Annotated in this window: 20 protein-coding genes; 13 read left to right on the plus strand and 7 right to left on the minus strand. The window is 70.3% G+C overall.

What is annotated here, in order from left to right:
• The first annotated feature begins 144 nt into the window (after positions 1–144).
• Genes BXY45_RS22920 through BXY45_RS22925 form a run of 3 tightly spaced genes read left to right on the plus strand, consistent with a single transcriptional unit; the run spans position 145 to position 3750 of the window.
• A complete protein-coding gene (locus tag BXY45_RS22920) occupies positions 145–1326 on the plus strand; it encodes an ABC-three component system protein (RefSeq protein WP_146211208.1) in 1182 nt (393 codons plus the stop codon).
• Positions 1323–1796 carry a three component ABC system middle component gene (locus tag BXY45_RS24870; RefSeq protein ID WP_425468332.1) on the plus strand — a complete coding sequence of 158 codons (474 nt, stop codon included), beginning with the start codon at positions 1323–1325 and terminating at the stop codon, positions 1794–1796. Before BXY45_RS22920 ends, BXY45_RS24870 begins: the two co-directional genes overlap by 4 nt.
• A 4-nt stretch (positions 1797–1800) precedes the next feature.
• Positions 1801–3750: a DUF3732 domain-containing protein gene (locus tag BXY45_RS22925; protein ID WP_146211209.1), complete on the plus strand. Its 1950-nt coding sequence runs from the start codon at positions 1801–1803 to the stop codon at positions 3748–3750.
• 68 nt (positions 3751–3818) lie between these two features.
• On the opposite strand, the gene BXY45_RS14100 is transcribed toward BXY45_RS22925, so the two are convergent.
• From BXY45_RS14100 to BXY45_RS14105, 3 genes are all read right to left on the minus strand, one after another.
• Positions 3819–4811: a relaxase/mobilization nuclease domain-containing protein gene (locus tag BXY45_RS14100; protein ID WP_170131521.1), complete on the minus strand. Its 993-nt coding sequence runs from the start codon at positions 4809–4811 to the stop codon at positions 3819–3821.
• On the minus strand, positions 4808–5263 hold the full coding sequence (locus tag BXY45_RS23345) for a plasmid mobilization protein (protein ID WP_170131522.1): 456 nt from the start codon (positions 5261–5263) through the stop codon (positions 4808–4810). Before BXY45_RS23345 ends, BXY45_RS14100 begins: the two co-directional genes overlap by 4 nt.
• Positions 5264–5480: 217 nt before the next feature.
• Positions 5481–6554, minus strand: a complete 1074-nt coding sequence (locus BXY45_RS14105) for a helix-turn-helix domain-containing protein (protein WP_170131523.1) — start codon at positions 6552–6554, stop codon at positions 5481–5483.
• Positions 6555–7087: 533 nt separating this feature from the next.
• On the opposite strand from BXY45_RS14105, the gene BXY45_RS14110 reads away from it, so the two are divergent.
• Together BXY45_RS14110 and BXY45_RS14115 are read left to right on the plus strand one after the other, a co-directional pair.
• Positions 7088–7585: a DUF2231 domain-containing protein gene (locus BXY45_RS14110; protein WP_109775158.1), complete on the plus strand. Its 498-nt coding sequence runs from the start codon at positions 7088–7090 to the stop codon at positions 7583–7585.
• A gap of 134 nt (positions 7586–7719) precedes the next feature.
• A complete protein-coding gene (locus BXY45_RS14115; RefSeq protein WP_146211211.1) occupies positions 7720–8064 on the plus strand; it encodes a hypothetical protein in 345 nt (114 codons plus the stop codon).
• A gap of 12 nt (positions 8065–8076) precedes the next feature.
• Here the strand turns inward: BXY45_RS14115 and BXY45_RS14120 are convergent, their stop codons facing one another.
• Positions 8077–8676, minus strand: coding sequence for a hypothetical protein (locus BXY45_RS14120; protein ID WP_146211212.1), 600 nt, complete (start codon positions 8674–8676; stop codon positions 8077–8079).
• Positions 8677–8893: 217 nt separating this feature from the next.
• Here BXY45_RS14120 and BXY45_RS23855 point away from each other — a divergent pair, with 217 nt between their 5' ends.
• Complete coding sequence (locus BXY45_RS23855) at positions 8894–9418, plus strand: Fur family transcriptional regulator (protein WP_281270597.1); 525 nt, start codon at positions 8894–8896, stop codon at positions 9416–9418.
• Entirely contained in the window at positions 9411–11636 is a 2226-nt protein-coding gene (katG, locus tag BXY45_RS14125; RefSeq protein ID WP_177524090.1) for a catalase/peroxidase HPI, read from the plus strand. Before BXY45_RS23855 ends, katG begins: the two co-directional genes overlap by 8 nt.
• Before the next feature lie 41 nt (positions 11637–11677).
• On the opposite strand, the gene BXY45_RS14130 is transcribed toward katG, so the two are convergent.
• Entirely contained in the window at positions 11678–12334 is a 657-nt protein-coding gene (locus BXY45_RS14130; RefSeq protein WP_109775163.1) for a GAF and ANTAR domain-containing protein, read from the minus strand.
• Positions 12335–12432: 98 nt separating this feature from the next.
• On the opposite strand from BXY45_RS14130, the gene BXY45_RS14135 reads away from it, so the two are divergent.
• Positions 12433–12903, plus strand: coding sequence for an STAS domain-containing protein (locus tag BXY45_RS14135; protein WP_109775164.1), 471 nt, complete (start codon positions 12433–12435; stop codon positions 12901–12903).
• Positions 12904–12912: 9 nt separating this feature from the next.
• Here BXY45_RS14135 and BXY45_RS14140 read toward each other — a convergent pair whose 3' ends face one another.
• The gene (locus BXY45_RS14140) at positions 12913–13488 is read right to left on the minus strand and encodes an SRPBCC family protein (protein WP_211319574.1); all 576 of its coding nucleotides are present in this window, start codon (positions 13486–13488) and stop codon (positions 12913–12915) included.
• 73 nt (positions 13489–13561) lie between these two features.
• On the opposite strand from BXY45_RS14140, the gene BXY45_RS14145 reads away from it, so the two are divergent.
• From BXY45_RS14145 to ppc, 3 genes are all read left to right on the plus strand, one after another.
• Positions 13562–15790 carry a putative bifunctional diguanylate cyclase/phosphodiesterase gene (locus tag BXY45_RS14145; protein WP_109775165.1) on the plus strand — a complete coding sequence of 743 codons (2229 nt, stop codon included), beginning with the start codon at positions 13562–13564 and terminating at the stop codon, positions 15788–15790.
• Positions 15791–15795: 5 nt separating this feature from the next.
• Positions 15796–16686: an HDOD domain-containing protein gene (locus BXY45_RS14150; RefSeq protein ID WP_146211213.1), complete on the plus strand. Its 891-nt coding sequence runs from the start codon at positions 15796–15798 to the stop codon at positions 16684–16686.
• Between the two features lie 93 nt (positions 16687–16779).
• On the plus strand, positions 16780–19503 hold the full coding sequence (ppc, locus tag BXY45_RS14155; protein ID WP_109775168.1) for a phosphoenolpyruvate carboxylase: 2724 nt from the start codon (positions 16780–16782) through the stop codon (positions 19501–19503).
• A gap of 19 nt (positions 19504–19522) precedes the next feature.
• On the opposite strand, the gene BXY45_RS14160 is transcribed toward ppc, so the two are convergent.
• Entirely contained in the window at positions 19523–20011 is a 489-nt protein-coding gene (locus BXY45_RS14160; protein ID WP_211319575.1) for an Lrp/AsnC family transcriptional regulator, read from the minus strand.
• Positions 20012–20124: 113 nt separating this feature from the next.
• On the opposite strand from BXY45_RS14160, the gene ald reads away from it, so the two are divergent.
• Both ald and BXY45_RS14170 read left to right on the plus strand, forming a co-directional pair.
• The gene (ald, locus tag BXY45_RS14165; protein WP_109775170.1) at positions 20125–21255 is read left to right on the plus strand and encodes an alanine dehydrogenase; all 1131 of its coding nucleotides are present in this window, start codon (positions 20125–20127) and stop codon (positions 21253–21255) included.
• An 87-nt stretch (positions 21256–21342) separates the two neighbouring features.
• On the plus strand, positions 21343–22929 hold the full coding sequence (locus tag BXY45_RS14170) for a methyl-accepting chemotaxis protein (protein WP_245961828.1): 1587 nt from the start codon (positions 21343–21345) through the stop codon (positions 22927–22929).
• Positions 22930–22957: the final 28 nt, after the last annotated feature.

Consider the following 22957-nt stretch of genomic DNA (forward strand, 5'->3'; position numbering starts at 1 on the left):
CTGCAGGGTCCGTCGATCTGTACCTTGCCGTGAGGAGAGGTCGGAGGGCAGCCCGCAGGTTGGGTGCCTGGGCGGCGACACGTCTCTGACCAGCGCCTGACCCCGGGGGGTGTCGCGCTGCGTCCACCGGAGGCACAATGGAGCGTGGCCGCCAACCAGCACTCAGCAGCTGGTCAGGCGCTCGGGTACGTCTACCAGGTGGGATGGGGCCTACTTGAGCTGGCTCGGCCCGGGCCGGACGAACATTGGCTGCGCCTCGAAACTGTTGATGACGTGTCCTGGCACGACGACGCTGGCGACGCAATATCGCTCCTGCAGATCAAGCACCACCTAGGTGCTGGTAGTTCGCTGGCGGACATGCATGTCGATGTCTGGCGAACTGTACAAATCTGGCTGGACGACCCGTCCCTGTTGCAAGCAGGCGGCCCTCTCCTCTGCCTGGTGACGACGCAGTCTGTACCAGCAGACGGAGCGCTGGCGAGATTGAATCACAGTGGCAGAGATGTCGGTCGTGCACTACAGCTTTTAAATGAGGCGGCGGAGGAATCGACGAATAAGCAGACCGAGGCTACTCGGGCTGCATGGCTTGCTACCCCGTCTGGTGTCCGCGAAGCGATTACTGAGCGAGTTTATGTGATCGCCGACCAAGCTCCCGCGCAGAATCTCCGTGATGAGGTTCGCTCTCTGCTGAGCAACGCACTGCCGGTTGGGCGAGAAGATGCCTTCATCGAGGCTCTGACTGGCTGGTGGTGGCGGGTGGGTATCGACCTGCTTCGAGGTAATCGTCGAGGTATCCGTCGCATCGACCTTCGATTAAAAATCGACGACCTTCGTGACCAGTTTTCTAGCCGCAGTCTTCCCATCACCGTAGGCCGAGATGCTCAAGAACGGTCTCTTGACGACCATCGCGATCGAGTCTTCGCCCATCAGCTCGATTGGATCGGGGCAGGTGAAGACCTCTTGGTGGCCGCTATTCGCGACTACTACCGCGCCTATGCTCAGGCGCAGGCTTGGGTTGAAGGTGCCATGGTGGAACTTTCTGAGTTGTCAGAATACGAACACCGTGTCGTTGAAGAGTGGGAGATGCAGTTCGGGTTGATGAAGGCTTCGCTCGGCGAGGACGCCTCCGAGGGTGATCTCCGTCAGGCGGGTATGCGCCTCTTCGGCAAGGCAATGAACCAAAGCCCTGCGTTGCTCCGGCCCGGAATGACGGATGCCTTTTTCTCGCGAGGCACCCATCACCGTCTGGCCGATGAACGACGAATGGGGTGGCATCCGGAGTTTGCCCAACGACTCGAAGCCCTGCTGCAATCGCGTGCCTCGTGATTCATTGGAATGATCAGCCCGCTGCCGTCAGAGCAACCCTGAACCCGTTGCTGATCGCGGCAGTCGTGGCCTGGTCCAGTCGTGCATATGCAAAGGCTGGGGGGCATGAGGGCATGCCTTGGCCACTAGCCTTCGTGGCGCCTGCCCTGATCTTGCATCCGCCGAGCCGTCAAGCACTCCCCGGATCCACCAAAAAGCGACTGATTGCATGGCGTGACGAGAACGATTCCCTGGTTGAGGGGCTTCCGGAGCGCTGCCGCAATCTTCGGCCCTTCACCCAGGCGGGCCTCCGGGCTGGTCTGCGACACGGCTTCATCAGCGTCCAGGGTCCAGACGTCGTCGGGCGCCTGTCGCCGGGCAGGACCCCAGACGAGCTCCGAGAGGTGGCCCGGGCATCGGCCCTCCTGGGGCGCTGGCTGGCACCTCTGCCGGCATCCACCGTCCTCGGGACGCTGGGGATGACAACCTAGGTTCGTGCAGCTCGTATCCATCGTCGTGTGGGGCTGGAGCAGTCCCGAACCTCGCGTGATCGCCCTTCGGCCTGGACTGAACGTGATCACGGGCGATTCAAAGACCGGCAAAAGTGCGATCTTGGACATCGTTGACTACTGCTTCGGTCGTAGAGAAGAGTCCGTGGCGGGCGAGCGCATCCGCGAAGCTGTCTCGTGGTACGGGGTCGTTCTTCGCGTAGCAGAGTCGTTCGTATTTGTGGGCAGGCCGCGGCCAAGTCGTGGCTCGGCATCAAATCACCAGGCGCTGATTCGGGAATCTACGAGCCCTGACCTTCCCGTGTATGAAGATCTCCTTCCCAACACCGACACCGAGGGGCTTCGTCGCCGCTTAGGTCTACTTCTGGGGATTGGTGAGCACCGTGCGTTCTCGCATGAGGACGCGCTGGCTGCTGGAGGTGCGGCCTCAGCCGGAAATGCCATTGTGCTCTGCCTGCAGAAGCAGGGAGAAGTCAGCAACCAGGATTACTTGTTCCATCGACAAGCCGATAGAAACGTAGCCAACTCGTTGATCGACTCTTTGCCGTACTTCCTTGGGGCCGAGCGATGGGATCAGGCTGTTTGGCAGGCGAGGGCTCGACAGGACCGGCGCGTCGTCGACGCTCAGTCAGTTAAACTTCGGAACGCTGAGAAAAGAGCCGAGGGTGCCGAGGGGGAATTGCGGGCACTTCTTGAGGAGGCTTTTGCCGTTGGCTTATTACCGTCTACTAATTATGAGTCGAGAGAGCAAGCCGTTGCACTCCTGAAGGCGGCCGCGACACGTGGTGACGGCGGGACCGTCTCTCGCGACGGCGCGGCTCATGCGCGGCGACTTGACCTACAGGAGCGAGCGGCCATTAATCGCCGTCAGTTGCGTCACCTCATCGATCAGCGGTCGGCCTTACAGAACTTCGGCGACGATGAGGATCTCTATGGCGAGGCCCTGGCTCGTCAGAGAATCGCGCTGAGGTCGCTTGAGTTGTCCTCTGATGGGGGTGATTCGGTTACCTCATGCCCCCTCTGCAGTCAGGGCCTTGAAGTATCGGACCCTCGTATCGACGAGATGCAATCCTTTGCCGATCAGATTGGTGCTGATTTGAGTGGTCTTGTAGGAAACCGTCCGAGGCGAGCTGAGGCACTGAGCGCCCTCGGCGACCAGATTAGCGCCTTGCAAGAAGAGTTAAGCGCCATTGATGTAACTGTGGCAGCCTTACAGGCCGCCGACTCTCCTAGACTTTTCGGACAGAGTCGGGCCGAAGAGATCGCCTTCCATCGGGGGCGCATTGACGCCGCCCTAGGAGGGATCTCGCAGAGTGGCGAGGAGGCGCTGGACCGTGCGCGAGCGGCTCTCCGTGATGCTGAGCGAGCACTTGAAGTAAGTAAGGAGCGTGCCGGAGAGTCGGAGACGGACGTAGAGGCCCGACTGGTCGCAATCTCTCAGTATTTGACGGAACTTGCTGGCCGGCTGGACGTGGAACATTCCGATCGGCCAATCACGCTGGACATCAAAAAACTGACAACTATCGTGAGCACAGATTCCGGCCGGCTTCGCCTGAATCAGGTGGGTAGCGCATCAAACTACTTGGGATTGCACTTGGCTGCGCACTTGGCGCTCCATCGATTCTTCATTGAGGAGAGTCGACCGGTCCCTCGCTTTCTAATGCTCGATCAGCCCAGCCAGCCCTTTTATCCGCAGGATGATACTCAGGGTGCCGACGGTGAACTGCCCGCGGGGGACAGTGACCGTCGAGCCGTGCGTGATATGTACCGACTCCTCTTCGATTTCGCACAGGAGCGGGGGCAGGCTTTCCAGGTGATTGTCAGTGACCATGTGAACCTGCGAGACGAGCAGTGGTTCCAGGAGTCGATCGTGGAGGAGTGGCGCGACGGCAATGCCTTGATTCCTGCCGAATGGCGTAAGCAGGGTGAAGCATGATGGATTCATCTACCCGCCATGGTCGCGCTCTGTCGAAGTCATGAGTGCTGCAACTAGCGAATGTGGCCTCAGAGCTTTCTGACGGTGTCAATCGCCATCGCCAAGGCGGCGCCGTGAAAGTCGCCGTCCTCAAGTTGGTGCAGGACTATGGCAGTGCTTCTCAAGGTGCGAGCGACCGGACTGCCTAGAGTGCAGCGATTGCGCATGTCGGAGCTCGCGCCTGCCGTGTTTGCAGACCATAGATGCTGCAGTCGCGGGAGGGTTAGTTGTGGCGCTAGCTTTCCACCTCCAAACCATGGCCCAGGGCAGTCGCCAGTTGGATCTATCAAGGCCACTGAGTAGCCCGTCACTTCGCCGAAGTTGATGGTGCTGTGGCGCAGTCGAACCTGCACTTGTGCGACCTCCAGATGTCGGATGAAGCCTTGGAGGCTTCGGCTCGAAAGGGCTGCGCGTCGCACTTCGCGTCGCAGAAGTTGCCGTGTCGTCTCCGGTAGGCCCTGTCGTGCCGCTTTCTCTATCTCCGCCCGTGTCGGCCGCTTCGGCGCCGTCCGGTCTCGGGCCGGTGTCACCTTCAGCCCGTACCGCAGCTCCACGGTGCGGCACGCGGCGCCGAGCTTGGCGTAGTCATGCGAGGTCCGCGCTCGACGTCCGTCTTGTCGCGCGAGCGTGACCGCGAGGTGGATGTGGTCGTCGGCGTGCCGGACGGCGATCCAGCGGCACCCGGCGGTGTCACCACGAGGGGCGAGGCCGGTCTGGTGCAGCACCTCGGCGGCCACGTCAGCCCACTCCGCGTCTGTCAGTTGCCGATCTCCCGGGGCCGTACGCAGCGGGCAGTGCCACACCGCGGGCGAGGGTCGGCTGTCGAGCGCAGCCAGCGGCTGCTCCAGGAGGGCCGTGAGGCGCTTGAGCCGTGGGTCGCTCCTGGGTGTGTGGTCGGCAACGACGTCGTCGTCCCATGCCGCGACGACATGAGGGTTGGTGTGCTCGTTGGCCCGGCCGGGACCGAACAGGTAGCGCAGCAGCCCGCCGATGTCGTTGCCGCGGACGACCTTGCCAATCAAGCCTCCTCCCGCGCGGTCAACGTCAGCGGGGGCGCCGTCGCGGAGCGCTGGGAGCGTCGCGCGGCCTGGACCAGCTCGGCGGCTGCGTCGTCGAGGCGCTCCACAGCGCGGTTGGTGATGGCGACCGCGGCGGCCAGCCACTCCGGCGCCTCTCCCGTGGCGTTCAGCGCCCTGACGGCCTGGTTAACGTTCACCGCGAACCGGCGCACCTGCGTACGGGCGGCCATGAGCTCCACCAGTGCTTCACGGACCGGGGTCAGCGACGGCGCCCGCACGCCGCGGGCAGCGGCCAGCGCTGCCTCGGCGGCGTACCCCGACGGCGTCAGTCCCGCCGATCGAGCGGCCTCGGCCAGCAGCGCGTACTCCTCGGCTGTGGCGCGGAACTTGACCTGCCGATCACGAGCACGGGCGTACCGACGCACCCGGCCGGGACGCTGCACGACGGCGCTCACTGCGCCCACCTGCCCTGCCCGGGGCCGGCCCACGACGACGACCGCGCCCGGTCGACGACGCCCCCGCTGGGGCCCGCGATGCGCAGCGAGCGGAAGCCGGCGCGGCAGCGACGGCGCATCTGGGTACCAGATGCATATCTTGCTCCCGCCCTTCCGACCCCAGAAGGAGCCGCTGCCCACGGCCGGCCGGGCAAGACCATGAACGCCGCGAGGGCGCTCACGAGGCTTCCCGCCGGTCGAGGATCTCGCAGGCCCGGCGCAGCACCGTGGTGCGGGTCAGCGGCATGTTTTCCCGCGTCAGCTCGGCGCGGGCCTGCTGCTGCAGGGCCATCCGACCACCGTCGAGCGCCTGCAGCCGAGCCTCGAGGGCGTCGACGTCCTCGGCGCTGAGGCCCGAGGCGTGCTCGGGCTTGGAGGCTTCGTCCCACCACGGTCCCGCTTCGGCCAGGCGCATCGGGGAGCGGGTCGCGGGGTCGGCCGCGACCTTCAACAGCGCTGTGGCGGCGAAGCGCGCCGGCCACAGCCGCCGTCGCACGGCGAGCTCCAGGGCTGCGAGCAGGTGCGGTGCCTGCCAGCACGCGGTGCCGAGGCCGTTGGCGGTACGGGACGCGGCGCACATCTCGACGATCACCTCCAGTCCGCCCTGGGGATCGATGTTGAGGCTGCGGAGGAACTCCACCTCCTCCTCCCGCGCAGCGCGCTGGGAGGCGCTAGGTGCGGGGGATGGAGGGGGAGGAGGAGAACTTCTCTGGGTAAAGATCTCTGGGTCGGGCCGCACATCTGCGGCCACCCCCGCCGCAGATCCGCGGCCAGTAGCCGCAGAAGTGCGGCCACCCCCGGTGGCGACCGGCGGAGTGTCCTGCGGTGGAGCGGCCCTACAGCTGGGTGCGCGAGGAGGGGTGGCCGCAGAAGTGCGGCCACCCCCGTCGCCGTCTGGTCCGCCCGCGGTGGCCGGGGGAGCGGTGCGCAGGTAGTAGCGATTGGAGAGGTTGACCCCGCCGCGGCGTCGTCGCTCGATGACGACGAGGCCCTTCTCCTCGAGGTTGCGCAGCGCGCGGTCGACTGCGTCGGTGGAGCGGTGCAGGCGCTCGGCCAGGGTGGCGCGCGAGGGCATGCGGACGCCGCTGCCGTTGCCGTAGCGCAGCAGTAGGGCGTAGAGGCGGAAGGCCGGGTCGCTGATGTCGGCCTCGATGACCCACTCAGGGACGATCGAGAAGAGCTGGTCCTCGACGACGAGGGCGTCGACGGCGGGCTGGTTCGGTGGGGTTGGTTCGGTCGACCGGTCGGTCATGAGGGCTCCTGGCGCGGTGGGATCGGGACAGGCGTCATCGCCACCACCGACCGCGGGGGAGGGGCTCGTGCGCTCACACCGCGCCAACATCAGCCGCGGACGTGCGCGCACGAGCCGTCACCAGGTGGACCAGGCGGACGGTGGCGCGGGACGAAACCGCTGCTCAGGGACGTGCGCTGTCTGGCCGGACGTGGCCGGACACCTGGCGTCATCCCTACGGATCAGAAGGTTGCAGGTTCGAGTCCTGCCGGGCGCGCTCGTTGAGACAGCGACGTCGAAGGCCCCCGCTCTCCACAGCGGGGGCTTTTTGCGTTGTGCGGGTGCCCGCAGCGCGGTGGCGCGAGGGTAGTGATCGCTGGGCCGACACGCCGACCGGCCGCTTCAGCAGCGTCACGTCTGCTTCATGGGGGGCCGTCAGGCTGCGTCAGCACCGTGCCCCGACTGGATGGCGAGGTGCTCGACCCGCCCCGGCGATCCGCGTGAGCCTCCGGCTCTGCGCGCGGGGTCGTCAGCCCGCCTTCCGAGGAGCTCCTGTGCTCGACACCATCAACGGCCTGCCAGTCCACCCGCTGGTCGTGCACGCCGTCGTCGTCCTGTTGCCGCTGGCGGTCCTGGGGACCCTTGCCGTGGCGGCGGTCCCGCGGTGGCGCGCCCGCTACGCCGGGCTGAACGCGCTGGTCGCCGTCGTCGGCGCTGTGCTGTGCCCGGTGGCCACCAGAAGCGGCGAAGCCCTCGAACGCCGCGTCGGTGACCCGGGAGTCCACGCCGAGCTGGGTGACCAGCTGCTGTGGTTCGCGGCGCCGCTGGCCCTGCTCGCCGTGGCCCTGTGGTGGCTGCAGCGTCGACAGAGTCAGGTCGCTGGCTCGCGGCGCCCTCGGGCGATGATCGCCGCGATGGTCCTCGCCGTCGTCGCAGCACTGGCGACCGGCGTGCAGGTGTACCGCGTCGGCGACTCCGGCGCCAAGGCCGTCTGGCAGGACCAGATGACCTCCTCGGCGCCTGCATCCGGCGACCAGGGCAACAGCGACTGACTCACGCCGTAAGGCCCCTCCGCATCACGTTGCGGGGCCACTGCGTCACCGGAGACGTCACCCGAACGGGCGATCAAGCGCCCTCTCCCTCGTGCCGATGCTCATCCGGGACTTTCAGGGGAGGTGGAGAGGGCATGACCGTCATTTCGGGCGCGACACCTGGTGCGGGATCTCGTCCTGCCGGGGGCGTGCAGTCGTGGGAGAGGGCTGTCCGCGACGCTGGCAAGGCGTACGACAGGGCTTCCGAGCGCCTGCGCAACTCCGCCACCCCGACTGGGTCGGACGGCGCCACTAGCCGCGACAGCGCCGCTGCCGTGCAGCTCGCCGCCGCCCGGCTCGCGTCCGCCCAGGCGTCACTGGCCCAGGCGAGGGCGGCCGCGGCAGAGCGGCAGGCCCAGCGTCAGGACGACGCCGCACGCCCCGCCGTCGCCGAGCCCGCCCAGGCCACGCCCCAGGGGCGGCTGGACACCTACCTCTGACGAGGGGGCGCGTCAGCCCTCGGCGTCGACCAGCGCCGCCGTCGAGGGCTGGGCGCGCAGCGCGTCGCGGCGGGCCGCCACCGTGCTCTGCTCCCACTCGGGGGAGCCGTCCACGAGGCGGTACCCGTCGTGGACGAGACCGTGGGCATCGACCCATCTGACGACGGCGACGGCGCCGTCCACGGGCGCCTCGTGAACGAAGAACGCGCCGTCGACGAAGGGGTCCGGCGTCGCGAAGAGCTCGGTGCTCACCGGTAGGCGGTGGCGCAGCCTCACCGCTTCCACGGCGGCGGCGTAGCGCGCGCGTGCCCGGCGGATCACGGGAATCGGCCCCGCTTCTGGCTCTGTGCTCGTGGCAAGCACCTCGCCCGCCATCCCCACCCAGTAGCGGGGGTGTGTGTGGTCATCGCGCACGTCGATGAAGTTGGCGCCCGGGGCCTTGCTATCCGGGTGCGGCTCCAGCGGGGCGTCAGCGGGTACGTCGGGGAGTGCGTGCACTCTCCGAACCGCTTCGGCGGCCATGCGTACCGAGAGCTCGCGCGGCTCCCGGGTGGCGGTAGGGACGCCGAGGCTGGCCGCGGCGTCGAGCGACCTCTCCGTCGAGTGGCTCACGAACATCACGGTAGGTGGCTGAGTCATCACGCGAAAGGGGAAGAGTGTCCCCAAGTGGGGGCTTTGCGGCGTGGCGGAACATCTTGTTGCCGCCGACCCTCTGAGGGCGGCCCGGCGGCGACTCGTCGGCTCGTCGGCTCGTCGAGGGTGGGGATCTTCCCTCGGATGTCTCCCTCAGTTCTTGACTCGTTCAAGAAGTGTGACCAGGATCGACGACGTGCCGTCCCGAGAAGCCCGCGAGCGCGTGCTGGGTGAAGTCACCCTGCGCGACGCTGGGCTCCGCGTGACGCGGCCTCGGCTCGCGGTGCTCGACGCCGTCCACGGGCACCCGCACTCGACCACCGACGCGCTCATCGATGCAGCTCGTACCCACCTGCCGACGCTCTCGCACCAGGCCGTCTACGACGCGCTGCGCGTGCTCACCGACGCCGGTGTCGTCCGCCGCATCCAGCCTCGTGGCTCGGTGGCCCGGTACGAGGCCCGCGTCGACGACAACCACCACCACCTCGTGTGCCGCGCGTGCGGCTCCATCACCGACGTCGACTGCGTGCTCGGTGAGGCGCCGTGCCTGGTGCCCGAGCACTCGGCCGCGGAGGGCTTCGCCGTCGACGAGGCCGAGATCACCTTCTGGGGTCTGTGCCCGGCGTGCGCCGCCGGCACCACCGCCGCGGGCGGCCCCGACACCCCCACGACTTCCAGGCCAGAACAAGGTTCCGCCACCAGAGAGGTACACCGTGACTGACATCGCGCAGGAGAAGGCGAACACCGCCAGCACCAGCGAGAGCGAGAACCCGGCCATCAAGCCGCCGACCCCGGTCACCGACCACCCCCGCCGCGTGCAGGACTGGTGGCCGAACCAGGTCGACCTGTCGGTGCTCAACCGGACCGCCCGCGAGGCCGACCCGCTGGGTGAGGACTTCGACTACGCCGCCGAGTTCGCGAAGCTGGACGTCGCCGAGGTCAAGCGTGACCTCGCTGAGCTCATGAAGACTTCCCAGGACTGGTGGCCGGCGGACTGGGGCCACTACGGCCCGCTGTTCATCCGCATGTCCTGGCACGCGGCCGGCACCTACCGCATCGCCGACGGGCGCGGCGGAGGCGGCCAGGGCGCTCAGCGCTTCGCCCCCCTCAACAGCTGGCCCGACAACGCCAACCTCGACAAGGCCCGCCGCCTGCTGCTGCCGATCAAGCAGAAGTACGGCCGCAAGCTCTCCTGGGCCGACCTGCTCGTGCTCGCCGGCAACGTCGCCCACGACGACATGGGCCTGCCGACCTTCGGCTTCGCCTTCGGCCGCCGTGACGTGTGGCAGCCCGAGGAGGTCTTCTGGGGTCCGGAGGACGAGTTCCTCACCAACGACCGCTACAGCGGCCCGAACGCCCCGCTCGACCTGGAGCAGGGCGCCCTCGCCGCCGTCACCATGGGCCTGATCTACGTCAACCCTGAGGGCCCGCAGGGCAACCCCGACCCGCTGGCTTCCGCCCACGACATCCGCGTGACGTTCGGCCGCATGGGCATGAACGACGTCGAGACCGTCGCCCTCATCGCCGGTGGCCACACCTTCGGCAAGGTGCACGGCGCCGGTGACGCCGCCCTGGTCGGCAAGGAGCCCGAGGGCTGCCCCGTGCACGGCAACGGCCTGGGCTGGAAGAACCAGTTCGGCACCGGCAAGGGCGCCGACACCATCACCAGCGGTCTCGAGGGCGCCTGGACCCCGACGCCCACGAAGTGGGACAACAGCTACATCGAGACGATGTTCAGCTACGAGTGGGAGCTCACCGAGAGCCCCGCCGGTGCCAAGCAGTGGAAGCCGAAGGACGGCGCCGCGGCCGACCTCGTGCCCGACGCGCACATCCCCGGCAAGCGGAACAACCCGATCATGCTCACGAGCGACCTCGCGCTCCTGGCCGACCCGGCCTACCACGAGATCATGGTCAAGTTCCGCGACGACCACGCCTACTTCGCCGACCAGTACGCCCGTGCCTGGTTCAAGCTGCTCCACCGCGACATGGGCCCGCGCTCCCGCTACCTCGGCCCGGACGTCCCCGCCGAGGAGCTCATCTGGCAGGACCCGCTGCCTGCCGTCGACCACCCGCTCGTCACCGACGCGCAGATCGCGGACCTCAAGGCCCGCCTGCTCGACTCCGGCCTGACGGTCTCCCAGTTGGTGCACACCGCGTGGTCGGCTGCGGCGTCCTACCGCGACACCGACAAGCGCGGCGGCGCCAACGGCGCCCGCATCCGCCTGGAGCCGCAGATCGGCTGGGCCGTCAACGCCGGCGTCGCCGAGGTGCTGCCGGTGCTCGAGCGCGTCAAGGGCGAGTTCGAGGCGGCCACCGGCGCGAAGGTGTCGCTGTCCGACGTCATCGTCCTCGGTGGCACCGCGGCGGTGGAGAAGGCGGCTGCCGACGCGGGTGTTCCGGTGTCCGTGGGCTTCACCCCCGGCCGTACCGACGCCAGCCAGGAGCAGACCGACGTCGAGAACTTCGCCTGGCTCGAGCCCAAGGCCGACGGCTTCCGCAGCTGGATCGACCCCCGCACCAAGGTGCACGCCGAGCACCTCCTGGTCGACAAGGCGTACCTGCTGGGTCTGACCGCCAAGGAGATGACCGTGCTCGTCGGCGGTCTGCGCGTGCTCGGCGCCAACACCGGCGGCACGCCGCACGGCGTCTTCACCGACAAGGTCGGCGTCCTCTCGCAGGACTTCTTCACCACCCTGCTCGACCTCGGCGTGCAGTGGCGGACCTCGAAGGACGCCGAGGGCGTCTACGAGGGCGTCGGTGCGGACGGCTCCGTGGTGCGCACCGCCACCGCCGCCGACCTCGTGTTCAACTCGAACTCGATCCTGCGGGGCATCGTGGAGGTCTACTCCTCCGACGACGCGAAGGAGCTGTTCGCGGCCGACTTCGCGAAGGCGTGGCAGAAGGTCATGGAGCTCGACAGGTTCGACCTGCACGCCTGATCTCTCCGGCGGGACGTGGGCCTGCACCGCAGATCAGCAGATCAGCGGTGCAGGCCCACCTCCTCGAGGTCCAGCAGTCCGGCCACCGCGTCCGTGGCCACCTCGTGGATGGTCCGCCCCGCCGCGAAGGCGTACGCGCGCAGCCGCGCCAGCGCCTCGGCCTCGTCCAGGGCCAGCCGTGCCCGGAGCATCCCCACCAGCACCGGCAGGTCGTCGGTGGAGACGTCAGCCAAGAGGTCTCCCCGCGAGCCCCTGACGAGGATGATTCCGGCAAGGACGTCGGCCAGGCGCGTCAGCACGTCGACCTGCGCGCTCGTGAACGGGGCGACGGCGTCCCTCCCGACGGTGAGCACCCCCACGGGCGTGCCCACCGGTCCGGACCCCAGCAGCGGCAGCGACGCCGTGGAGCGCACGGGGAACCGCTCCGCGGTCGTGCTCAGCAGCAGCTGCCACGGCGCGCCGGTGGAGCGCAGGTCGTCGACGAGAACCGGCGCACCGCAGCGCAGAGCATCCAGGCACGGCCCCTGCACGAGCGTCTGCTGGAAGTTGCTGAACCGCTGCAGCGCGAGGTCGGAGCCGGCGAGCGGTAGTCGGCGCTCGGCATCCACGACGACGGACACCGCCACCCTGTCCCAGCCCACCGCCGGCCGTACGGCATCGCACAGAGCCAGCTCCGGGCAACTGGCGAGGTGGGACATTCGTTCACTCTCCCACCCGTTGTCGCGGCGGCGTGGAACGCCTACGTTGAGCACCGGTCCACGCAAGGGCCCTCGGACGACTCACCGGTGAGGGCTCCGTGCACCAGCTTCACGAGCACCATGCAGAGCACTCCGATGGCGCGCACCACCCGCCCCTCGCCACGCCGTTCCGTGCCCTGGTGCGGTGGTCCGCCACCGGGCCCGTCGTCGTCCTGAGCGGCGAAGTCGACCTCTGCTGCGCCGAGCAGCTGGGAGCCCTCCGCGACCTGCTGCAGCGCCACGGGCAGCGCGCCGTCGTCGACACCTCCGAGGTGGCGTTCATGGACGTCGGGGGCCTGCGGGCTCTGCTCGCGCTCGCGGGTGACGGCGGCTCCCTGCTCGTCCTGCGTCCCAGCGCGGCCGTGCTGAGGCTCCTCGACCTGCTCGCCGGCACCGCCACCGGTCTCTCGGTGGTGCGGGCCGGTCCGCGGGAGGAGGCACTGGTGCTGCGCGAGACCACGGTGGCGAGCGACGAGGGGCACGGGCCCCCGGGAACGCCCCGAGCGCCGCGCCCGCGAAGGGGACGCTGACCGAACTCCTCAGCGATGCTTACGCCCGACCGCCAGGTCTTCCAACCGGCGGAGCGTCTCGGTGTTGCGGGCACTGATGAGGGGGTCGCGCAGGGGCCGTGGTACCAGGCGACCCGGCCCCTCGACAGCGTCCTCGGTGAGTCGTACCAGCGTGCCACCGTCACGGGGGAGAAGGTCGAAGACCACCCGCGCCCCACCCAGCGGCCAGCTGCGCGCCGTGAGCACCAGGCGGTGCGGTGCGCCGACCTCCTCGCTGGTGGTGCGGCCTCGCCGCAGGAGGGGCCACGCACCGACCACCGGGTGGATGGAGGTGCCCGGTCGGGGCCACCCGGGGTCGACCCGTCGCACGTGGGCACTCCCCACCACGAAGTCGGCGTAGCGCCACCCGTCGGCCAGCTGCTCCCACACGGCCTCCGGCGATGCCGGCAGCCACCGTTCCCGCACGCTCACGTCGTCGTCGCCCCCGTCGTCCTGGGCCTGGCGGACCGTGGTGGCCGTGCTGTCGACCGCTCCCGACGCTAGGACGGCCGCACCGAGGGCGCACCCCGGGACGCCGATGGGGGCTGTCGGTGGAGTGGGGGTCAAGAAGCGCCCCGAGCCGCCGATGGAGGGGTGAGCGCCGCACCCGGGCCGCGTTCGACCGCAGGGAGGAAGAGGCATGGGAAAGAGCGAGCAGCGCGACGCCGCGCTCGCCGACCCTCGCCACACCGCCGCGCCGACCCCCCTCCCGGTCCCGCCGCAGACCCGAGCTGAGACTCCGCCTCTCCCCGCGGAGGCAACGTCCGTAGCCGCCGACGAGCGGGTGCAGCGGGCTCTGCTCGACTCCGCCTTCTCCTCCAGTCGCGCGAAGCTCGTCGTCGAGAGCCCGCCCGACGCTCCCGGCCTCGACCGGGCCGTGGTGCTCTGGGCGAACGGCGCCGCCGGCGAGCTGGTCCGCAGCGAGCCCCGCGGTCTCGTGGGCCGTGAGGTGGGCTCCCTGCTGGCGCCCGCAGGCCCCGGGGCCTTCCGTCCCGAGGTCCTGCGGACCTCGCGCAAGGGCAGGTCGCTGGTCGCCGTCCTCGTCGCGGGTTCCGAGCCCGTGGACGTCGAGCTCGTCGCCGTCCCCTCGCCGTCCACCGGACTGTGGGCGCTGATCATGGGCCCGTCCGGCACGCTGCCCGAGCGCCTCGCGCAGGAGCACGCCAGCGCCCAGGAACGCCGTTTCGAGACCCTCGTGCGGCACAGCCCCGTCCCGACCATCATTTCCGAGGCCGGCCTCCGCCTCGCCCACGTCAACGACGCGTTCTGCGAACTCGTCGGCGCCGACCACGAGCAGCTGCTCGGTCTGGCGTGGACCACCCACATCCTCGGCGAGGACCTGCCCGCTGTCCTGAGGTGCGTCGAGCAGGCGCTCGCGGGGGAGTCCGCACAGGCGGAGGTGCAGATCGTCAGGGTTGACGGCGAGCACCGGTGGGTGCTGGTGCGGCTCTCGCCGGCGGCCAGCCCCGGCCACGGCGCGGGCTTCGTCGGCACCGTGGAGGACTTCACCGAGCGGCGCGCGTTCGAGCTGCAGCTGGCCCACCAGGCCCGCACCGACGCGCTCACCGGGCTGCCCAACCGCGTGGCCCTGGAGGAGGACGTCGCGGCGAGGCTGCGCGCCGCGGACGGCCTCGAGCCCGACGTGTCGGTGATGACCTGCCTGTTCCTCGACCTCGACAACTTCAAGATCGTCAACGACAGTCTCGGTCACGAGACGGGCGACCAGCTGCTCGTCGCCGTGGCGGAGCGGCTGCGCAGTGCCGTGCGGCCCGGTGACCTGGTGGCCCGCTGGGGCGGTGACGAGTTCGTCGTCCTGCTCGAGGGCGCCGCCGACGACGTCGCCGCGCTCGCCCTGGGCGAGGCCGTGCTGGCTCGCCTGGGCGAGGGGCTCGTCGTCGACGGGTTGCCGTTCAGCGTCTCCGCCAGTGTCGGGGTAGCGCGCGCGACGGCGCGGCACACCGGAGCCGAGCACCTCCTGCAGGACTGCGACATCGCGATGTACCGCGCCAAGGGCGAGGGCCGCAACCGGGTCGCGCTGTGCGACGCCGCGGCCCGCGAGGAGGCGCGCGACTCCCTCGCGCTCACCCTCGACCTGCGCGAGGCGCTCAAGGCGGGCAGCCTGCGCGTGGCCTACCAGCCGGTGATCTCCGTCAGCGACCCCACCGCCCTGCCCGCCGTCGAGGCGCTGGTGCGCTGGGACCACCCGGAGCGCGGCCCGGTGTCGCCGGACCACTTCGTGAAGATCGCCGAAGCGAACGGCCTCATCGAGCAGCTCGGCCTCTTCGTGCTCGAGGAGGCGTGCTCGCAGCTGGTCCGCTGGTGCGACGAGCTGGGCACGGCCGCCCCGCAGAAGGTCAACGTCAACCTCTCGGCCATCCAGCTCAGCTCCCGCGCCGTGGTCGACGACGTCGCCCGCGTGCTGGCTCGCACCGGCCTGCCGGCCACCCGGTTGTGCCTGGAGGTCACCGAGACCGCCCTCGTGCACGACCGCGAGGCCAGCCGCGACCGGCTGCTGCGCCTGCAGGCGATGGGCGTGTCGGTGGCCCTGGACGACTTCGGCACCGGGTACTCGTCCCTGGCGTACCTGCGCCAGCTGCCCGTCAACTACCTCAAGGTCGACAGGTCCTTCGTCGAGGAGCTGCACCGCGGCCACCCGCAGGTCGCCTCCGCCGTCATCGGCCTGGCCCACAGCCTGGGGCTGTCGGCCGTGGCCGAGGGGGTGGAGCACCCCGAGCAGGTGGAGGCCCTGGCGGCGCTCGGCGCCGACCTCGTGCAGGGGTGGCTCTACGGGCGGGCCATGACCCCCGCCGACCTCGTCACGTGGCGCCGCGAGGTGCGGCCGCAGCACCCGGAGGCCGGTTCACGGTGACCGATGTGGCGGACGTGTCGGGCGCAGCGGACACAGCTGACTCGGCGGGCGCTGTCGACCGTGACGGCCTCGACGAGCGCGAGAGCGCCGAGGCGACGCTGGCCGCGCTGGTCGACGTCGTCGACGACCTCGCCTCCCGCCGTCCCGTGGCGTCACGCATCGTGGCCATGACCGCCGACAGCTCCGTCGGTTCACCCGAGCTCGCAGGTGTGCTGGCCAGCGACGTGGCGCTGACCGCGCGCGTGACCCGGCTGGCCAACAGCGTGTTCTACGGGCTCAGTGGCCGGGTCCGCACCCTGCCGTTCGCGGTCACCGTGGTGGGCTTCGCGGCTGTCCGTGCCATGGCGGCCACCGCCGCGGCGGGCGCCGACACCGAGGGTGTGCTTCCGGAGGACACCTGGGTCCGCTCCGAGGCCGTCGCGGTGGCCTGCGGCGAGCTGGCCCCCGTGTTCGGCATCCCCGCCCCCGAGGTGTTCTGCCTCGGCCTGCTGGCGGGGCTGGGGCAGGCCGTGCTCGCCCACCACGACCCGACGGGCTACCGGGCGATCCTTGACGACGACGACGTGCGCCGCGGCGGCCGCCAGGCGCTGCTCGCCGCCGAACGGACCGCCTTCGGGGTCTGCCACACCGAGGTCTCCGCCGCCGCGCTTTCCGCGTGGCACTTCCCGGACGAGCTGGCCGAAGCGCTGCACCTGGTCGACGCCCCCGGGGGCACCACGGCGTGGTCGCGCTGCCTGGGCACCGCGCTGGAGGCCGTCGAGCGCGCGGCGTCGCCGCAGGCCCCGCCGCGCGACCCGTGGTTGCTGTCCAGCGGCCGGGTGGCCGAGGACAGGTTGCGTGCGCTGGCCTCGCGGCTGCAGGTGACTGCTCCTCGCGAAGAGCCCGGGGAGACCTGAGGCGCTGCTCCGCAGTGACGCGCTGCGCCGTCCGGTCCGAGATCGGGCACCCGACGCCCTGCGTGCGGCCGACTGCGGCCACCATATGGCCCTATGACCACCAGGCCCGATGCCGACTCGACACCCGGGGCCGCGCTCGACGCGTTGCGCCGCGACATCCGCCTCGTCACCACGATGCTGGGCGAGACCCTGGTTCGCCACGAGGGCCAGGAGCTGCTCGACCTCGTCGAGCGGGTGCGCGCGCACGCCAAGGAGAACACCCTCACCGAGCTTCCGGGCTTCGACCTGGAGACGGTGACGCGACTCGTGCGGGCCTTCACCGCCTACTTCCACCTGGCCAACACCACCGAGCAGGTGCACCGCGGCCGCGCGCTGCGCGCCGAGCAGGACGCCGCCGGCGGCTGGGTGGAGCAGGCGCTCGGCCGGATCGCCGAGGCGGGCGTGGAGGCCACGGAGCTCGCCGCGATCATGGAGCACGTCGCGGTGCGCCCCGTCTTCACCGCCCACCCCACCGAGGTGGCCCGCCGCTCCACCATCGACAAGCTGCGCCGCGTGGCGTCGCTGCTCGAGGAGCCTGACAGCCCTCGCCGCACCCGGCGCCTGTCCGAGGCCGTGGAGCTGCTGTGGCTCACCGACGAGCTGCGCGTGGAGCCGCCGGAGCCGATCGACGAGGCCCGCAACATCGTCTACTACCTCGAGGGCCTGTCCCGCGCGGCGCTGCCCGACGTCCTGGAGGAACTGCGCGACCGGCTCGCCGAGCACGGCGTGGCGCTGCCGCCGTCCACCAGCCCGCTCCGCTTCGGCTCGTGGGTGGGCGGTGACCGCGACGGCAACCCCTTCGTCACCCCGAAGGTCACGCGCGAGGTGCTCGCGCTGCAGGCCAGCCACGGCATCCATCTGCTGCGCGCCAAGGTCGACCTGCTGCGCCGCGACCTGTCCGTCAGCGAGGCGGTCAGCCCGGTCTCGCCCGAGCTCGCGGCGCGCACCAAGGAGCTCATCGAGGCCCTCCCCGAGGTCGAGCCCCGCTACCGCCGTCTCAACGTGCAGGAGCCCTACCGGCTCTTCCTCACGTGCATCGACGTGCGCTTGGCGCTGACCGAGCAGCGCATCGCGGCGGGTACGGCGCACGTGCCGGGTCGGTGCTACGCCGATGACACCGAGCTGTTGTCCGACCTGCTCCTCCTGCACGAGTCGGTCAAGGCGCACCAGGGCGACCTGGTCGCCTCCGGTGAGACCGAGCGGCTCGTGCGCACCGTGGCCGCCACCGGCCTCGTGCTCGCCACCCTCGACGTGCGCGAGCACTCCGCCAAGCACCACGCCGCGGTCGGCGCGCTGCTCGACCGGCTGATCGGTCGCGACGGCGAGCCGACCCGCCCCTACGGCGAGCTGAGCCAGCCGGAGCGCCTGGAGGTGCTCTCGCGCGAGCTCGCCTCGCCGCGGCCGCTGGCGCTGCCGCCGCTGCCGCTGGAGGGCGAGACCGCCACCACGGCGGGCGCGTTCGACGCCATCCGCTGGGCGCAGGACTCCCTGGGCCGCCGCGTCGTCGAGAGCTACATCATCTCCATGACGCACGACGCCGACGACGTGTTCGCCGCCGTCGTCCTGGCCCGCGAGGCCGGCCTGGTGGACCTCACCGCCGGGGTGGCGCGGCTCGACTTCGTGCCGCTGCTGGAGACGGTGGTGGAGCTGGAGCAGACCGAGCGGATCCTCACCTCGCTGCTGTCGGACCCGTCTTACCGCGAACTCGTGCGCCTGCGCGGTGACGTGCAGGAGCTCATGCTCGGCTACTCCGACTCCAACAAGGCCGGTGGCATCGCCGCGTCGCAGTGGCAGATCCAGCTGGCGCAGCGCCGCGCCCGCGACGTGGCCCGTCGCTTCGGCGTCAAGCTGCGCTTCTTCCACGGTCGCGGGGGCTCCGTGGGCCGTGGCGGCGGTCCCACCTACGACGCGATCATGGCGTTGCCCTCGGGCACCGTCGATGGCGAGGTGAAGATCACCGAGCAGGGCGAGGTCATCAGCGACAAGTACGCGCTGCCGCAGCTGGCCCGGCAGAACCTCGAGCTGACGCTGGCCGCGACCATCGAGGCGAGCGTGCTGCACCGCACCGACCGCCGCACGCCCGAGCAGGGCCAGCGGTGGGACGCGCTGGTGGACAGCTTCGCCCGCGCCGCGCACGACAGGTACCGGTCGCTGGTCGAGGCTGACGGGCTGACCCAGTACTTCCTCACCGCCACTCCCGTCGACCTGCTCGGGGCGCTCAACGTGGGCTCGCGCCCGTCCAAGCGCCCCGGCGGCGGCGGCATCGAAGACCTGCGGGCCATCCCGTGGGTGTTCGGGTGGACCCAGTCGCGCCAGATCGTGCCGGGCTGGTTCGGCGTGGGGTCGGGTCTGAAGGCCGTCGTCGACGACGACGGCGCCGCGCTCGACGTGCTGCGCGAGATGTACGAGCAGTGGCGCTTCTTCCGCACGTTCCTCGGCAACGTGTCGATGACGCTGGTCAAGACCGACCTCGACATCGCCGCCGCGTACGTGGAGCTCGCGCCCGAGCCGCTGCGCGGGCTGCTCGACGTGGTGCGTGAGGAGTTCGACCTCACGGTGAAGCAGGTGCTCGCCGTCACCGGCGACGCCGCCTTGCTCGACCGGGAGCCGGCGTTGCGCACCACGCTGGAGGTCCGTGAGAACTACCTCGAGCCGCTGCACCACCTGCAGACCGAGCTGCTGGGCCGTTACCGCCGCGGCGAGACCGACCCGAGCCTGCAGCGCGCGCTGCTGCTCACCATCAACGGCATCGCCGCGGGGATGCGCAACACGGGCTGAGCGCCGGGTCGAGCAGCGTTTACTCCCGGGGCACCGCCGAGCCGGTGCCCCGGGAGTGCTCGAAGATGATGCTGGTCCGGGTGGAGGAGACCTCCGGCCGTGTGGACAGTCCGTCGGCCACCAGGTCGCGCAGGGCCGCCGCGTCCGCCGTCGCCACATGCAGGAGGAAGTCTTCCTCACCCCCAAGGAAGAACACGCTCAGCACGCCCGGTAGGGCCCGGGCGTGCTCGGTGAACTCCCGCAACCTGCCGCGTGCGCCGCCGCGCAGCCGCACGGAGACCATCGCCTGCAGCGACGCACCGACGGCGTCGAGGTCGATGGTGGCGTGGTACCCGGTGATGACGCCGCGGCGCTCCAGCTCGCGCAGCCGCACCGACGCCGTCGACGGCGCGACCCCCGCCTTGCGCGCCAGCTCGGCGCCCGGGGTGCGGGCGTCGCGGCGCAGTGCCTCGACGATCGTCCTGTCGACGTCGGTGAGAGCTGCCTTGGGTCGACGATTGCTCGGCACAGTGCACATTCTCGCGAAGATTCGTCACGGTCTCTCCTGACGAGCCGAGCATCCTGCGAGATTTGGCAGCGGTCAGCACCGAGCGGGTCGGTGCGTTGAGCAGGAGGTCTGGCGTGTCGTCTGCACCGCTCGTCATCGGGGTCCCCACCGAGGTCAAGGACAACGAGAACCGCGTGGCGCTCCAGCCCGACGGTGCCGCCGAGCTCGTCCACCACGGCCACCGGGTAGTCGTGCAGGCCGGCGCCGGCGCGGGGTCGCGCTTCAGCGATGCCGAGTTCGTCGCCGCGGGTGCCGAGGTCGTGGACGGCGCCGACGCCGTCTTCGCTGCGGCCGACCTCATCGTCAAGGTCAAGGAGCCCGTCCCCGCCGAGTACCACCGCTTCCGCGAGGGCCAGCAGCTGTTCACCTACCTGCACGCTGCGGCTGACCGCTCGCTCACCGACTTCCTGCTCGACAAGCGCATCGACTCCATCGCCTACGAGACGGTCCAGACCCCTGACGGTCGCCTGCCGCTGCTGACGCCCATGAGCGAGGTCGCCGGGCGCATGGCCGTGCAGGCCGCCGCGCACCACCTCGAGAGCCCCGCGGGCGGGTCGGGCGTGCTGCTGGGCGGCGTCCCAGGTACCCCGGCGGCCAAGGTCACCATCATCGGCGGCGGCGTCTCGGGCACCGAGGCCGCCAAGATCGCCGTCGGCATGCGCGCCATCGTGAGGGTCTTCGACACCAACCCGTCGCGACTGGCGTACCTGTCCGATGTCTTCGAGGGCCGCCTCGACCTCGTGACGCCCAACCGCACGCGCCTGGCCCAGTACGTCGCGGAGTCGGACGTGCTCATCGGCGCCGTCCTCGTGCCCGGTGCCAAGGCGCCCAAGCTCGTGAGCCGGGAGATGATCGCCGCCATGCGACCCGGCAGCGTCGCCGTCGACATCGCCATCGACCAGGGCGGGTGCTTCGAGACCAGCCGCCCCACCACGCACGCGAACCCGACCTACGTCGAGGAGGGTGTCGTCCACTACTGCGTGGCCAACATCCCCGGAGCCGTCGCTCGCACGTCCACCCTCGCGCTGACCTCCGCGACCCTGCCGCACCTGGTCACGGTCGCCGCCCACGGCGTACGCGGTGCCGCGAAGACCTCGCCGGTGCTGGCCAAGGGCCTGACCACGCTCGGAGGGCAGCTGGTCAGCGCGCCCGTCGCGGCAGCGCACGGTCTGCCGCTCGGTGACGCGGCGGCACTGCTCGCCTGACCCCTCAAGGGCGGGTGTCTCCCTTCCGATGGACGAGGTGCAGTGGAGACCAGCGCTGCTCCCGGTTCGTCCCCCAGGAGGGACTCCGTGCTCGCTCGCCTCGCTGATCTCAAGATCGCCACCAAGCTGTACCTCGGGTTCGGGGTGGTGTGCGCCCTGCTCCTCGTGATCAGTGGCCTTGGCCTCGTGCGACTCGGGGAGGCGCAGGCGAACCTCGAGGAGCTGGCCGCGAGCGGGGTGGTGTCGGTGGACACCGCCGGACGGACGGCGGCGGCCTTCCAGCTCGCCCGGTTCGACCTCGCCAACGCCGCTCTCGTCTCCGACACCGCGGGAACCGAGAAGTCCCTGCAGGCGCTCGACGCCGATCAGCAGGCCATCGACGAGGCCTGGCAGGGCTACCTCGCCAGCTCCCCCTCGACCACGCAGGCCCAGCGCGACGCCTTCAGCACGCCGCTGGCCGCGTGGCGCACCGGAGTGCAACAGGTCGTCCCGCTGGCGCGCGCCAAGGACCTGCAGGGCTTCGTCGAGCTGCGCGCTCGGACGGTGGTGCCCCCGGCGACGGAAGCCCTGGCTGCGCTGACCGACATCTCGAAGACCGAGCGGGAGGCCGCCGCCAGGATGGCCGCCCACGGAGCCGCGGCTCACCGCTCGGCTGTCGTCGTCGTCGTGACCTGCACCGTGCTGGCCCTCGCGCTGGCAGCTGCGATCGCGGTGATCGCCGCGCGCTCGGTGAGCCGGCCGCTGGCCAAGGTGCTCGCCGCTGTGGTCGGGCTCGCCCAGGGCCGTCTGGACCAGCGAGTCGGCTTGCGCACTCGTGACGAGGTGGGGCAGCTGGCCGCGGCGACCGACGCGTCTCTGGAATCGCTGTCGGCTGCCATGCGGGAGATCGACGCCGAGGCGCGGTCCCTGTCGGCCTCCTCCAGCACGCTGAGCGGTGTCTCCGCGCAGCTGGCCACCGGCGCGCAGGAAGCTGCCGCGCAGACGGTGGTCGTGGCCGCGGCCTCCGAGGAGGTCACCGTCTCCATCTCCACGGTCGCTGCCGCCGGTGAGGAGATGACGGCCGCCATCGCCCAGATCGCCTCTGCCACGAGCGAGGCGTCGCAGATGGCGTCCTCGGCGGTGGCGGCCGCCGGGGCCGCTGGCGGGGCGATCGAGCGGCTGGGGGTGTCCAGCAGGGAGATCGGCGACGTCGTCAAGCTCATCACGAGCATCGCCGAGCAGACCAACCTGCTGGCGCTCAACGCCACCATCGAAGCTGCCCGCGCCGGAGAGCTCGGCAAGGGCTTCGCGGTGGTGGCCGGGGAGGTCAAGGAGCTCGCGCGGCAGACTGCGCAGGCCACCGAGGACATCACCGCCAAGGTGAGCGCCACTCAGGGTGACGCGGCGGCAGCAGCCTCCGCGGTCAGCGGCATCGCGGACGTCATCGCCAGGATCGACGAGGTGCAGGCGACCATCGCGGCAGCGGTGGAGGAGCAGTCGGCCACCACGTCGGAGATGGTCAGGAACGTCACCGAGATCTCCACCGGGTCGTCGCAGATCTCCGTAAACGTGTCGGACATCGCTGCCGGTACTGAGCGCAGTCGGGAGTCCGCAGGGCACACCGCGGAGACGGCCAACTCGCTGGCAACCTCGGCGACGCGGCTCCAAGCGCTCACCGGGCGGTTCACCGTCTGAGGACGGCACGCCGGCGCCACGGTGCGTG

Source organism: Quadrisphaera granulorum (assembly GCF_003149145.1).
GTDB classification, from domain to species: domain Bacteria; phylum Actinomycetota; class Actinomycetes; order Actinomycetales; family Quadrisphaeraceae; genus Quadrisphaera; species Quadrisphaera granulorum.

Bases quoted from the DNA above. Each gene is read 5' to 3' on its own strand.
- BXY45_RS14145 (WP_109775165.1), top strand. From the start codon at position 13,562: ATGGGAAAGAGCGAGCAGCGCGACGCCGCGCTCGCCGACCCTCGCCAC.
- BXY45_RS14130 (WP_109775163.1), bottom strand. From the start codon at position 12,334: ATGTCCCACCTCGCCAGTTGCCCGGAGCTGGCTCTGTGCGATGCCGTA.
- BXY45_RS14115 (WP_146211211.1), top strand. From the start codon at position 7,720: ATGACCGTCATTTCGGGCGCGACACCTGGTGCGGGATCTCGTCCTGCC.
- ppc (WP_109775168.1), top strand. From the start codon at position 16,780: ATGACCACCAGGCCCGATGCCGACTCGACACCCGGGGCCGCGCTCGAC.
- BXY45_RS14105 (WP_170131523.1), bottom strand. From the start codon at position 6,554: ATGACCGACCGGTCGACCGAACCAACCCCACCGAACCAGCCCGCCGTC.